The sequence below is a fragment of the Bradyrhizobium guangdongense genome, from assembly GCF_004114975.1.
Classification (GTDB): Bacteria; Pseudomonadota; Alphaproteobacteria; order Rhizobiales; family Xanthobacteraceae; genus Bradyrhizobium; species Bradyrhizobium guangdongense.
The window spans coordinates 6,099,234-6,112,005 of record NZ_CP030051.1; the positions used below are offsets into that span (position 1 = coordinate 6,099,234).

Here is a 12,772-nt window from a genome sequence, read left to right on the forward strand (position 1 = left end):
TATTTACCGACCAACAGTCGGTTTTGATCGTGAGGTCCGCATGCCAAGCCGTGAGATCGTCGAAGCGTTTGCGAGGCACCTGGAAGCCGGAGATTTCGTCGGCGCGATCGAACGATTCTATACGCCCGACGCCGCTACGTATGAGAACAACGCCGTACCGACGGTCGGACGGGATAAGCTCGCAGCCAAGGAGCGCGGCGTGCTCGCCGCGTTCAAGGAGGTCAAGGCCGTGCGCATCGGGCCCAGCCTGATCGAGGGCGACAACGTCGCCTCACGCTGGGTCTTCAGCTTCACCAATGCGGAAGGCATCACGCGCACGCTGGAGGAGGTCGCCTGGCAGACCTGGCGCGGCGACGAGCTGATCGAGGAGCGGTTTTACTACGACCCGAAGCAGCTCGGGCGGTGACTCCCGTTACGGTCGTTCAGACCGCATCCGCGCGCAGCAGCGTATCCACCGTGATCGTGCCCCGTGCGCGGGAGACGCAGGCGCAGATTTTCTGGTTACTCTCCTTCTGGTGATCGCTGAAGAAGACGTCGCGATGGTCGATCTCGCCGTCGACGGCAACGACATCGATGGCGCAGAGGCCGCATTCGCCGCGCTTGCAGTCGGAGATCACCTCGAAGCCGCTGGCGTTGAGCACGTCCAGCATCGAACGCTCGCGCGGGATCTCGAGCTCGACGCCGGCATCCTTCAGGCGCACACGAAAGGTTTCGGTCGGCAGCGTACCGCTGGAGCCGAAGGTCTCGTAGCGAAGGTCCGTCAGCGGATGGCCGGCACCGATCCAGGCGTGGCGCGCGGCATCGAGCATCCCCATCGGGCCGCAGAACAGCGTCAGCGTGCCCTCAGGCAGCGAGGCAAACAATGCGTCGAGATCGAGCCGCTTGCCTTCATCGCCGGCGTGAACGACCATGCGCGCGCCGAGCGCTTCATTGAGATCATCGAGATAGGCGGCATCCGTGCGACTGCGCACGGCATAGTGCAGCGAGACATTGGCGCCGCGGCGCGCCAGCGCCTGCGCGGCGCCGAGGATCGGGGTGATGCCGATGCCGCCGGCGATCAGGCAATAATTGTCGCGCGTCCAGTCCATTGCGAGAAGCGAGGCCGGCCGGGTGATGTCGAGCCGCGCGCCCGGCTGCAAAGACCACATGTAACGCGAGCCGCCGCGGGAATCCTCGGCGCGGCGGACCGCGATCCGGTAGCCTTGCGGCGAGGCTTCGCCGACCAGCGAATAGGACCGCGTCTCCGGCTGCCCGTCGATGGTGACGCTGACATTGATGTGGCTGCCGACCGGATAGGCTGTGCCATCGAAGCGGTCGGGTTTGATCAGGAATTCGCGGATGCCGGGCGACAGGTCGCGGGTCGACACCAGCGTTGCCGGAATCCAGGTTTCGATGAAGCGCATGGCCTTGCCCTCAATCGGTTGCGGTCTTGATCAGCGCGAGCGCCGGCAAGAGGTCGAGATGGGTGCGGTTGCGTAGCGCGAGGCGCAAATTGCGCACCGCGAGCCGCGCATGCTCGCGCATCACCGCTTCCGCGCGCGCCCCCTCGCGGTTCTCGATCGCGTCGATCACGACACGGTGATGCTCCTGCCCGATGATCAGGATCTGCTGCGCCTCGGGCAGCGCCGATTGCGCCATCACGAAGCCGCTTGGCGAGGCGAACGGCAGGGCGGAGGCGCGGTCGATCTGCCGGATCAAGGGCGGACTGCGCGACAGTTCGGTGAGCAGCGCGTGGAAGCGCGCGTTCAGCGTAACGTAGGACGAGAAGGCTTCGATCGAGATCGGCACCTGGTCCAGCAGCTCGTCGATGGCAGCGAGGCACTCCTTCAGCGGCTCGAGGTCGCGCGCGGAGACGCCGCGCTCGGCGGCGAAGCGTGCGGCGAGGCCTTCCAGCGTACCGCGCAGCTCGATGGAATCGGAGATGTCGCGCTCGGAAAAGGCTTTCACCATGAAGCCGCCGGAAGGGATCGCTTCCAGCAGCCCCTCCTCCTCCAGCCGCACCAGCGCCATGCGCACCGGCGTGCGCGAGGCGCCTGTCGTCTCCACGGCCTGGAGCTCGGAGATGCGTTCGCCCGGACGCAAGGAGCCATCCAGGATCTGTTCGCGCAACGCCAGTTGCGCCTTCACCGTCTGCGAGACGGAGCGGTCGACCTCACGTTCGGCCATGTCCCTACTCCGCGGCCTGGAGGTGCTTCGGCGGGTTTTCCTTCGCCACCATCTTGTCGATCAACCTGCGCGTCCACATCGCGCCGGCGTCGATGTTGAGATTGTAGAAGATGCGATCCGGATTCTCGTCCATCGCGCGCTGCTGCGCCTCGAGGATGAGCTCGTCCTCGCGGAAGATGCCGGAGACGCCTTCGCGGATTTCGGTGGTGATGCGCTGCTCGCCGATCTGGTAGTTGCGAACGAATGCCCAGAAATAATGGCAGGTCTTCTCGGTCTCCGGCGTGATGGTGTTGAGCACGAAGCCGTTGACGCCCTGCGAGCGGTCGCCTTCGGGCGCGCCGGTGCCCGCCGGGGCCACGCCGACGTCGATGGCGATGGTGCATGGCGCCTCGAAGCGGATGATCTGCCAGCGGTCGACGGGGCCGGGCTTGCCGAGCTGCTTGGCCCAGAACGGCGGCGGCTCGATGTTGCGCATCCAGCGCGTCACAGTCACGGTCTTCTCGCCGTGGGTCACGTCGAACGGCGCTTCGGCGACCGCGTCATTGCCGATCGAGGAGCCGTGCACGAAGGTTTCGTGGGTGAGGTCCATGAGATTGTCGAGCACGAGGCGATAGTCGCAATTGACGTGAATGGTCTTGCCGTCGCCCGCCCACGCCGGATCGTGGTTCCAGTGCATGTCGGGGACGAGCGCGGGATCGGCCAGCGCAGGATCGCCCATCCAGAGCCAGATATAACGGTGACGCTCGACCACCGGATAGGCGCGCACGCAGGCCGACGGATTGATGGTCTCCTGCGAGGGCATGAAGGTGCAGCGGCCCTGCGCATTGAATTTCAGGCCGTGATAGCCGCAGACGACGGTGTCGCCTTCGAGCCGGCCCTTGGACAGCGGCACCAGCCGATGCCAGCAGGCATCCTCCAGCGCGGTCACCGAGCCGTCGGCCTTGCGGTACATCACGATGTGCTTGCCGCAGATCGTCCGCGGCAACAGCGCCGGCTTCACCTCCGCGTCCCAGGCCGCGGCGTACCAGGCATTCATGGGAAAGGGTTTTGTCACTGGCGATCTCCCGCGGCTTATGTATGCGTTATGTATACAATAACGGAAGGAAAGGATTGTTCAAGCCGGATTCATGACGTATCTAAATACCTATTGCCGGTCGAGTGTATACATGAATAACTGAGGATCGTTCCCCGCGAAAGCGGGGAATCCAGTACTCCGCGACGCTCATTGGGTTCACAATTGGAGCCGCGGCGTACTGGATCACCCGCTTTCGCGGGTGATGACACCTTTTGATGCGGCGAGTCCTCCTTTGGAGGCAGTCCCGGTGCTTCGGCTCGAGCCCTACGCCCCGAACACCTTCGCCAGCCCGGCCTGCGCCTCTTCCTGAATCCGCTTCAAGTGATCGATGCTGCGAAAACTTTCCGCGTAGATCTTGTACACATCCTCCGTCCCCGACGGCCGCGCCGCGAACCAGCCGAAGTCGGTCTCGACCTTGATGCCGCCGAACGGCTGCCCATTGCCGGGCGCCTTGCTGAGCGTCGAACGGACCGGGTCACCGGCGAGGTCCTTCAAGCCGAGTTGCTCCGGCGTGACGGATTTCAAGATGGTCTTCTGCGGCCCGGTCGCGGCGACGTCGATGCGGGCGTAATGCGGCATGCCGAACTCGGCGGTCAATTCATTGAAGAGCTGGCTCGGATCACGGCCGGTCTTGGCCATGATCTCGGCAGCGAGCAGCCCGAGAATGATGCCGTCCTTGTCGGTGGTCCACACCGTGCCGTCGCGGCGCAGGAAGGATGCCCCTGCACTCTCCTCGCCGCCAAAGCCGAAGCTGCCCGTGAGGAGGCCATCGACGAACCATTTGAAGCCGACCGGCGTCTCCACCAGCTTGCGGCCGAGTTTTTTCGCGACCCGATCGATGATCGAGCTCGACACCACGGTCTTGCCAATCGCGGCATCCCTGCTCCAGTTCGGACGGTGCGCGAACAGATAGGAGATCGCGGTCGCCAGATAGTGGTTCGGATTCATCAGCCCGCCGGTGCGCGTGACGATGCCGTGACGATCGGCGTCGGTGTCGTTGGCAAAGGCGACGTCGAAGCGGTCGCGCATCGCGATCAGGCTTGCCATCGCGTAAGGCGAGGAGCAGTCCATGCGGATCTTGCCGTCCCAGTCCACCGTCATGAAGCGGAAGGTCGGATCGATCGCCTCGTTCACAACGGTGGCCTTGAGGCCGTAGCGCTCGATGATCGGATGCCAGTAGTGTACGGCGGCGCCGCCGAGCGGATCAATGCCGATATTGACGCCGGCGGATTTGACCAGGTCGAGGTCGACGACGCTGCCGAGATCGGCAACATAAGGCGTGATGTAGTCATAGGCGTGGACGTTCGACGATTTCAGCGCCTTGCCATAGTCGATGCGCTTCACGCCCTTGAGGCCGTCCGCAAGATAGGCGTTGGCGCGCTTTTCGACCACACCGGTCACGTCGGTATCGGCCGGGCCCCCATGCGGCGGATTGTATTTGTAGCCGCCATCCTCGGGCGGATTGTGCGAGGGCGTGACGACGACGCCGTCGGCGAGGCCGCTTGCGCGGCCCTTGTTGTAAGTGAGGATCGCGTGCGAGATCACAGGCGTCGGCGTGTAGCCGCCGTCCTTGTCGATCATGATGTCGACGCCATTTGCAGCGAACACCTCGACCGCGCTGGCGAGCGCCGGCTCGGCCAGCGCATGGGTGTCGATGCCGATGAAGAGCGGACCGGTCAGCCCCTTCTCTTTCCTGTAATCACAGATGGCCTGCGTGGTGGCGAGGATATGGCCTTCGTTGAAGCTGTTCTTGATCGAGGTGCCGCGATGGCCCGAGGTCCCGAACGCCACCCGCTGCGCCGGGTCCGATGCATCCGGCCTGCCAGCGAAATAGGCGGTCACCAGCCTTGGAACATTGGCCAGCACGCTCGGTGCAACCGGCTTACCCGCCGCGGGATCGACTTCTGCCACTTCAACTCTCCGTGCCTTCAAACGACAGTCTGGAGCACCATACCATCGGCCGGCCCGTCGCCAAGCGGCATGCCCGGCCGGACCGATGTCACACTCCGGTCAACAATCAACGCCGATCCCGCATCGGATGATCCATGGGCTCTCGTACTTTGGTCCCGGATATCGGTTGATACAGGACAAAGACGCCACCGCGCAGCGTGGGCACGCTGCATGCCGTTTGATCAAGCAGGCCGGGGGTTTGCAGGCATGCCTGCCGTCCCAGCGGGGGAGTGGATTTGAGATGACCGGACGTCTGATCTTCGTGCTGATGCTGTCCGTCGCCAATGCGATGTTGACCACCTCACCCGGCTTCGCCGCCGATGGCGATCCGGCCGCGGGCAAGGACATCTTCGCGCGAACTTGCGAGAACTGCCATGCGGTGGTGATCGGGGTGAACAAGGTCGGCCCAAGCCTCTGGAATGTCGTCGACCGCAAGCCCGCCGCCGTTCCCGACTTCGCCTATTCTGACGCCATGAAGGCCAACAAGCAGCCATGGACGGTGGCGGCGCTCGACACCTACCTCGCCGACCCCCGCGGCGACGTCCACGGTGTCAAGATGTTCTTCAAGGGGCTGCCGAACTCGACAGATCGGGCTAACGTCATCGCCTATCTTCAGACGCTGAAGTGAGCTGTCGTAGCCTGCGAGCGGGCCTCTGACGGCGCCCGTTCGCCGACCACGCGGTCCGCAATGATCCACATCGCCCCGAGAATCATCCGGCGTAAAGCCTGATTAACGTAAAGAAAGGCTTCCGCTTCGGTTTGGCCAGTGCCGCCTCTATTCTTTTGCATCGCAAGCGCGAGAGAAACGCGAACACGGAGCGGCGTGATGCAAGGGCAGGCCCGGTTGGTTGCCGGACGAACCGATACGGGCGCCACGCCGTTCGGACGTTCGCACAGCCTCGACTTTCTGCGCGGCCTTGCCATCGTCGGCGTGATGGCGATCCATGTTTCACAATCCTTTCCGTCAAACATCCACGCCGTCGATTACGCCTTCATGTGCGGCTGGACCGGCGTCAACGTGTTCTACTTCGTCAGCGCCATGACGATGTGCCTGATGTGGACGCAGCGCACCGAGGCGAACCCGACGCGCAAATTCTACATCCGCCGCTTCCTGCGCATCGCCCCGCTGTTCTGGCTCGCGATCCCGGTCTATCTCGTCATCAACGGCACGGGGCCGAGCTACAATGCGCCCAACGGGATCGGCCCCCTCCAGGTGATCCTGACCGCGACGTTCTTGCATGGCTTCTGGCCCGACAGCGTCAACAGTGTCGTGCCGGGCGACTGGTCGATCGCAGCCGAGATGATGTTCTATCTCGTCTTCCCGCTCGTGATTTCAGCGTTCGGATCGCGACGGCGCCTGTATCTCGGACTGGCGATCGTGCTGCATCTTGTCAACGTCTGCCTGTTCAAGCCGTTCGCCTTCGCGCTGTTCTCGGCCTATTACGGCCCCGGCCACGAGGCGTTCGTCTGGAACGCGCTGCACATCAGCTTCCTGAACCAGCTGCCTGTCTTCCTGGTCGGCTGCGCGCTGTTCTTCGCCTTGCGCGACGGCTTTGCGAAGTCGGACGCTGCGATCCTGGCCGGCTTCATCGCGCTCTCGTTCATCGCCAATCGCGCGACCGGCTCGCATGAGTTCAACTATCTCGTGATCAACCTCGTGCTCGGCGCATGCGTGTTCTGGTGCATCCGTCTTGCAGCCCGCTTCCGACCGCTCGAGGCGCTCGGCCGCAACTCCTATTCGATGTACCTGTCGCATTTCGCGGTGATCTTTGGCCTGCGCCAGATCTGGCCGTTCGTGGACGGGTTCGCGTCTCTGCTGCTCGCCTATGTCGTCACCGCTGCGCTGAGCTATCTCGTCGCGCGCGCGACCTGGCATCTGGTCGAGCGGCACGCGCAGGATCTGGCGCATCGCCTGACATCTTCCGGCTCGAGCCGCTCGCCCTCGCAACCAATCATCGTGGCGCCCGCGACAGGCATGCGCTGAGACCTATTCGGGTCGCCTCACCATCGGCGAGGACCTCACACCGACCGCGGTGCGGGAACCTAAGACGTCCCCACCTCGATCCGAAACGACAATTGCTCTTCGGCACCGGGCGCGATGTGCATCAGGCCCGGCTTGTCGCTGAACTCGCCGTCGAATCCTTTGGGGCTCGCATAGCCGCGCCAGGGCTCGATGCAGAGGAACGGCGCGCCTGTTGGTTTTGACCAGACGCCGAGTTCGCGAAAGCCGCGCCAGGACATTTCGAGCCAGGGACCGGTGCCGTCTGTGGCGGCATAGCGAACCCCGTGGCTGTTGACGGGGTCGAGGATGACGGCATCGCTCGCGAACAGGGCTTCGGACAACGGCAATACGGTGCCTCGGACTGGGCTCGGATCCGTTGCCGCGAGCAGGAGGCCATTTTCGACACGCCGAACCGGCGAGGGCTCCTCGTCCGTGAACGTCAGAGCGTAGCTCTCTTTCGGCACACCACCCTGAATCGGCCAGTTGAAAGCGGGATGGCCACCGAGCGACACGGGCAATGTCTCGCCGCCGGTGTTGACGACCCGAAGCGAGAGATCGAGCCCCGCATCGTCAAGCACATAGGCCGCCGTCAGCCGAAACGCGAACGGGTAGAGCGCGCGCGTCGCATCGCTGTCCTCCAGCACGAGCGAGCAGCGGCTTTCGCCACGCTCTGCCCACGCAAAGCGGCAATCGCGGGCAAAGCCGTGCTGGGTCATCCGGTAGGTCTTGCCGAGGTGCCGCATCTCGTCCTTGGCAAGGCGCCCGACGATCGGAAATAGCAGAGGCGCATGGCGCGGCCAGGCCGGGCCGGCCTGCCAGACGAACTCCGTGCCGTCCTTGTGCTTGAGCGAACACATCTCGGCGCCTTGCGCCTTGATGGTCGCGGTGAGATCACCACTGCGGAGCATGTGCGTGTCGTCGGTCATGGCAGTCTCCATCGGGGCCATCGCGACCGGATCATATCGCATCAAAATCGATTTCGCCCGCCTCGCGAAGAGGCGGGCGACGATCCATGCCGCAGAAGCTCAGGCCTGGGGCGACCGCCCCACGCTCTCATAGGTGAAGCCGGCGGCAGCCATGTCTTCGGGGCGGTAGATGTTGCGCAGGTCGACGATGATGGGCTGCGCCATGGTGGTCTTCAGCCGGTCGAGATCGAGCGCGCGGAACTGGACCCATTCGGTCACGATGACCAGCGCATCGGCGCCTTGCGCGCAGGAATAGGCATCTTCGCAATAGGTGATGTTGGGCAACTCGCCCTTGGCCTGCTCCATGCCGACGGGATCGAACGCCTTCACCTTGGCGCCCATGTCGAGCAAGCCCGTCACCAGCGGAATCGAGGGCGCATCGCGCATGTCGTCGGTGTCGGGCTTGAAGGTGAGGCCGAGCACGGCGATGGTCTTGCCGCGCAAGGAGCCGCCGAGCGCCTGGCTCACTTTCCGCGCCATCGCGCGCTTGCGGTTCTCGTTGACCGCCAGCACGGATTCGACGATGCGCAGATTCACGTCGTAGTCCTGCGCGATCTTGATCAGCGCCTTGGTGTCCTTCGGGAAGCAGGAGCCGCCGAAGCCCGGACCGGCGTGCAGGAACTTGGTGCCGATGCGGTTGTCCAGGCCAATGCCGCGCGCGACCTCCTGAACGTTGGCACCGACCTTTTCCGACAGGTCGGCGATCTCGTTGATGAAGGTGATCTTGGTCGCGAGGAAGGCGTTGGCGGCGTATTTGATCATCTCGGCGGTGCGGCGCGCGGTGAACATCAGCGGCGCCTGGTTCAGCGACAGCGGGCGGTAGATGTCGCCCATCACCTTGCGGCCGCGCTCGTCGGAGGTGCCGACCACGACGCGGTCGGGGAACTTGAAGTCGCGGATCGCTGCGCCCTCGCGCAGGAACTCGGGATTCGAGGCGACGACGACGTCCGCCTTGGGGTTGGTCTCGCGGATGATGCGCTCGACCTCGTCGCCGGTGCCGACAGGCACGGTCGACTTCGTCACCACGACGGTGAAGCCGGTCAGCGACTGCGCGATCTCTTTCGCGGCGGCGTAGACATAGGAGAGATCGGCATGGCTGTCGCCGCGGCGCGAGGGCGTGCCGACGGCGATGAACACCGCGTCGGCGTCAGCAACCGGCTTGGAGAGATCGGTGGTGAAGTCGAGCCGCTTCGCCCTGACGTTGGTGGCGACCAGCTCGTCGAGGCCCGGCTCGTAGATCGGAATCTCGCCGCGATGGAGCGCAGCGATCTTCTTCTCGTCCTTGTCGACGCAGGTGACCTCGTGACCGAAATCCGCAAAGCAGGCTCCGGACACCAGTCCGACATAGCCCGTTCCGATCATCGCGATTCGCATGAGAAACTCTTTCCGTTGAGGACGGATGTTGCAGCAAACACCCTAGACCAATTCTCTACCCAGCCGCACGCCCAACATTAGGGCAGTCAAGACTCTTTCAAGAGCGCTGATAGTCGTCTTCAATCCGGATGATGTCGTCTTCCCCGAGATAGGAGCCGGTCTGGACCTCGATCAGTTCCAGCATGATTTTACCGGGGTTCTCCATCCGGTGCACCGCGCCCATCGGGATGTAGATCGACTCGTTCTCGTGCACCGTCTTCACGGTGTCGTTGACGGTGACGCGGGCGGCGCCACGGACCACGATCCAGTGCTCGGCGCGATGGTGATGCTTCTGCAGCGACAGCCGCCCGCCCGGCTTCACGACGATGCGCTTGACCTGATGGCGCTCGCCATTATCGACCGACTGATAGCTGCCCCAGGGACGATGCACCTTGAGATGCTCCTCGGTGACCTTCGGCGCGACCGCCTTCAGTTTCGTGACGAGACGCTTGAGGCCGTTGGCATCCTGCTGGCGCGAGACCAGCACGGCATCCGCGGTCGCGACCACGACGAGATCGTCGACGCCTTCCAGCGCGACCAGCGCGGCATCGGTGGTGACGTTGCAGTTGCGGGAATCCTCGAACACGGCAGGGCCGTGCGCCGCGTTGCCTTGCGCGTCCTTCTCCGACAATTCCCACACCGCATGCCAAGAGCCGACGTCGGACCAGCCGCAGGACACCGGCACCACCGCCGCGCGCGAGGTCTTTTCCATCACCGCATAGTCGATCGAGATCGCCTTGGCGGCGCCGAACGCCTCGGGCTCCAGCGTGACAAAGCCGAGATCGCGGCCGGCATGGGCAACCGCTGACGACACGGCGTCGACGCTTGCCGCATCGACCTTGCGGTATTCGTCGAGCAGCAGGCTTGCGGGGAACATGAAGTTGCCGCTGTTCCAGAGATAGCCCGAATTGACGTAGTCGGCGGCCTTCGCCGCATCAGGCTTCTCGACGAAGCGCGCGACCGCGCGCACCTCGCCCGAGATCACCTCGCCCGGGTTGATATAGCCGTATTCGGTCGCCGGCCGCTCCGGCTTGACGCCGAAGGTGACGATGCGCCCCAGGCTCGCGGCGGCGAGGCCCTCGCGGCAGGCCGCGACGAAGGCGGCGTTGTCCTGCACGACGTGGTCGGCGGCGAGCGCCAGCACGATCGCTTCACTGGTGCGGTTTTGCGCAAATGCCGCGCCGGCCGCGATTGCGGGCCCCGAATCGCGTCGCATCGGCTCGAGGATCACGTCGGCCTCGATGCCGATCTCGGCGAGCTGCTCGAGCACCATGAAGCGGTAGGCCGCGTTGGTGATCACGATCGGTCGGTCGAACAGCGCCGCGTCGGAGACGCGCAGCAGCGTGTCCTGGAAGGTCGAGCGCGCGCCGAACAGCGGCAGGAACTGCTTCGGGCGCACCTCGCGCGAGGCCGGCCATAGCCGCGTGCCGGCGCCGCCGCACATGATCAGGGGGATGATCTTCTGAGACACTTGCGAGTCACTCATGTCAGGGGGTCAAATACGATGATACTGTCGATACCATTCGATGAAGCGGCCGAGACCTTCCGCAATGGTCGTCGACGGCGCGAAACCGACGTCGCGCTGGAGCGCGGAAATGTCGGCCCGCGTCTCCAGGACATCGCCGGGCTGCATCGGCAGCAGTTCGCGGATCGCCGGCTTGCCGATGATCTTCTCCAGCGTCTCGACGAACTCGAGCAATTTGACCGACCTGTTGTTGCCGATGTTGTACAGGCGATACGGTGCAGAGCTCGACGAATTTTCCGGCGCTTCCGCATTCCACGCCGGATTCGGCGTCGCAGGCCGATCGAGCGTGCGGATCACGCCTTCGACGATGTCGTCGACATAAGTGAAGTCGCGCCACATATCGCCGTTGTTGAAGATCTTGATCGGCTCACCAGCGAAGATCGCGCGCGTGAACAGCCATGCGGCCATGTCGGGCCGCCCCCACGGGCCGTAGACGGTGAAGAAGCGCAGCCCGGTCACCGGCAGCTTGTGGACATGCGCAAAGGTGTGCGCCATCAGCTCGTTGGCCTTCTTGCTCGCGGCATACAGGCTGACCGGATGATTCACCGATTGCTCGGTCGAGTACGGCAAGGTGCGATTGGCACCATAGACCGAACTCGACGAGGCATAGACGAGATGCGCCAGGCCACGGCGCCGGCCGGCTTCGAGCACGGTAACAAAGCCGTCACAATTGGCGCGGATGCTGGTGATGGGATCGTCGATCGAGGCACGCACGCCGGGCTGGGCTGCAAGGTGCACGATGCGATCCGGCGAGACCTCGTCGAACACGCGCGTCACCGCAGCGAAATCCGCAAGTTCGATCTCGTAGAATTTGAAACCTTTGATGGGCTCGAGCGTTGCGAGCCGCGCCCGCTTCAGAGCCGGATCGTAATAGGGAGTGATTGAATCGATGCCGACGACCTGCTCGCCGCGGGCCAACAGCCGTTCACAAACGTGCATCCCGATAAAGCCGGCAGCGCCGGTCACGATCACTGGTCGCAAAGTCGTCCTCTCGTTCGTTGCGCGAAGCAATGCCAGACCACGGCATCAGAGGCAAGGTTTGCACATTCGCGACACATCAAATCAGTCGGTCCATGTAAGCGCATCGAAATGTGTAGGAAACATGATGGCATCGCGCAGCCTTGCATGCTATCGGCCTGTGTGGACGTTCGCACGCCAACGTCACATGAGCTACACGTCTTAGAGCGCATATATTTCGGCGCGAATGCTCAGTCTAAAGGCAGCGTTCGCGCAACATACACGCAACAACACCCGCAAAGAAAAAGCTAGACTTTTGAAACTCTCTATCAACGGCAGGTTCCTGACACAGTCGCTGACAGGCGTGCAACGCTACGCCGCCGAGATCGTCAAAGCGATGGACGGCCTGCTGGCGAGCGGCAATGCCGCGCCGCAACTCCTGGATGCAGAGTGGCAGATTCTCGTGCCGCCGGCTGCGACGACGCTTGGCGAACTTCGCCGCATCAAGGTCAAGCAAGTCGGGACCTTGCAGGGACATGCGTGGGATCAGATCGATCTGGCGCGCGCGGCCGCCGGCACGCGCCTCATCAGTCTCGCCAATTCCGGCCCCGTGCTTCACCGCGACCATCTCGTCGTGATTCACGACGCCCAGGTCTTCAAGCGGCGGGACTTCTTCAGCCGGAAATACCTCGCTCTGCACCGGACGCTCGGCCGCTTGC

The 12,772-nt window shown here is 63.9% G+C and carries 12 protein-coding genes; 3 read left to right on the forward strand and 9 right to left on the reverse strand.

Features of this window, described 5'->3' with window-relative positions; all coding sequences use genetic code 11:
- The first annotated feature begins 40 nt into the window (after positions 1-40).
- Positions 41-406 carry a nuclear transport factor 2 family protein gene (locus tag X265_RS29115; protein ID WP_128967954.1) on the forward strand — a complete coding sequence of 122 codons (366 nt, stop codon included), beginning with the start codon at positions 41-43 and terminating at the stop codon, positions 404-406.
- Between the two features lie 16 nt (positions 407-422).
- Here X265_RS29115 and X265_RS29120 read toward each other — a convergent pair whose 3' ends face one another.
- The 4 genes from X265_RS29120 to pgm all read right to left on the reverse strand — a co-directional run bounded on the left by X265_RS29120 (position 423) and on the right by pgm (position 5,152).
- Positions 423-1,403, reverse strand: a complete 981-nt coding sequence (locus X265_RS29120; protein ID WP_128967955.1) for a PDR/VanB family oxidoreductase — start codon at positions 1,401-1,403, stop codon at positions 423-425.
- 10 nt (positions 1,404-1,413) lie between these two features.
- The gene (locus tag X265_RS29125; protein ID WP_128967956.1) at positions 1,414-2,166 is read right to left on the reverse strand and encodes a GntR family transcriptional regulator; all 753 of its coding nucleotides are present in this window, start codon (positions 2,164-2,166) and stop codon (positions 1,414-1,416) included.
- Between the two features lie 4 nt (positions 2,167-2,170).
- Positions 2,171-3,220, reverse strand: coding sequence for an aromatic ring-hydroxylating dioxygenase subunit alpha (locus X265_RS29130; RefSeq protein ID WP_164938841.1), 1,050 nt, complete (start codon positions 3,218-3,220; stop codon positions 2,171-2,173).
- Positions 3,221-3,505: 285 nt separating this feature from the next.
- Positions 3,506-5,152: a phosphoglucomutase (alpha-D-glucose-1,6-bisphosphate-dependent) gene (pgm, locus tag X265_RS29135; protein WP_128967957.1), complete on the reverse strand. Its 1,647-nt coding sequence runs from the start codon at positions 5,150-5,152 to the stop codon at positions 3,506-3,508.
- Between the two features lie 280 nt (positions 5,153-5,432).
- Here pgm and X265_RS29140 point away from each other — a divergent pair, with 280 nt between their 5' ends.
- Positions 5,433-5,819 carry a c-type cytochrome gene (locus X265_RS29140; protein WP_128967958.1) on the forward strand — a complete coding sequence of 129 codons (387 nt, stop codon included), beginning with the start codon at positions 5,433-5,435 and terminating at the stop codon, positions 5,817-5,819.
- Positions 5,820-6,017: 198 nt separating this feature from the next.
- Positions 6,018-7,175, forward strand: a complete 1,158-nt coding sequence (locus tag X265_RS29145) for an acyltransferase family protein (RefSeq protein ID WP_128967959.1) — start codon at positions 6,018-6,020, stop codon at positions 7,173-7,175.
- A 59-nt stretch (positions 7,176-7,234) separates the two neighbouring features.
- Here the strand turns inward: X265_RS29145 and X265_RS29150 are convergent, their stop codons facing one another.
- From X265_RS29150 to X265_RS41540, 5 genes are all read right to left on the reverse strand, one after another.
- Positions 7,235-8,119 carry an aldose 1-epimerase family protein gene (locus X265_RS29150; RefSeq protein WP_164938842.1) on the reverse strand — a complete coding sequence of 295 codons (885 nt, stop codon included), beginning with the start codon at positions 8,117-8,119 and terminating at the stop codon, positions 7,235-7,237.
- Between the two features lie 99 nt (positions 8,120-8,218).
- Entirely contained in the window at positions 8,219-9,532 is a 1,314-nt protein-coding gene (locus X265_RS29155) for a UDP-glucose dehydrogenase family protein (RefSeq protein ID WP_128967960.1), read from the reverse strand.
- Positions 9,533-9,629: 97 nt separating this feature from the next.
- Positions 9,630-11,042 carry a mannose-1-phosphate guanylyltransferase/mannose-6-phosphate isomerase gene (locus tag X265_RS29160; RefSeq protein WP_164939060.1) on the reverse strand — a complete coding sequence of 471 codons (1,413 nt, stop codon included), beginning with the start codon at positions 11,040-11,042 and terminating at the stop codon, positions 9,630-9,632.
- Between the two features lie 24 nt (positions 11,043-11,066).
- Positions 11,067-12,077 carry an NAD-dependent epimerase gene (locus X265_RS29165; protein WP_128967962.1) on the reverse strand — a complete coding sequence of 337 codons (1,011 nt, stop codon included), beginning with the start codon at positions 12,075-12,077 and terminating at the stop codon, positions 11,067-11,069.
- Positions 12,078-12,309: 232 nt separating this feature from the next.
- Positions 12,310-12,753, reverse strand: coding sequence for a hypothetical protein (locus X265_RS41540; RefSeq protein ID WP_245478047.1), 444 nt, complete (start codon positions 12,751-12,753; stop codon positions 12,310-12,312).
- Positions 12,754-12,772: the final 19 nt, after the last annotated feature.

What these genes read in the sequence shown, in the direction of transcription:
- X265_RS29145 (WP_128967959.1), top strand. Translation starts at nt 6,018, where the DNA reads ATGCAAGGGCAGGCCCGGTTGGTTGCCGGACGAACCGATACGGGCGCC.
- X265_RS29150 (WP_164938842.1), bottom strand. Translation starts at nt 8,119, where the DNA reads ATGACCGACGACACGCACATGCTCCGCAGTGGTGATCTCACCGCGACC.
- X265_RS29120 (WP_128967955.1), bottom strand. Translation starts at nt 1,403, where the DNA reads ATGCGCTTCATCGAAACCTGGATTCCGGCAACGCTGGTGTCGACCCGC.
- X265_RS29125 (WP_128967956.1), bottom strand. Translation starts at nt 2,166, where the DNA reads ATGGCCGAACGTGAGGTCGACCGCTCCGTCTCGCAGACGGTGAAGGCG.
- X265_RS29140 (WP_128967958.1), top strand. Translation starts at nt 5,433, where the DNA reads ATGACCGGACGTCTGATCTTCGTGCTGATGCTGTCCGTCGCCAATGCG.
- X265_RS29115 (WP_128967954.1), top strand. Translation starts at nt 41, where the DNA reads ATGCCAAGCCGTGAGATCGTCGAAGCGTTTGCGAGGCACCTGGAAGCC.
- X265_RS29155 (WP_128967960.1), bottom strand. Translation starts at nt 9,532, where the DNA reads ATGCGAATCGCGATGATCGGAACGGGCTATGTCGGACTGGTGTCCGGA.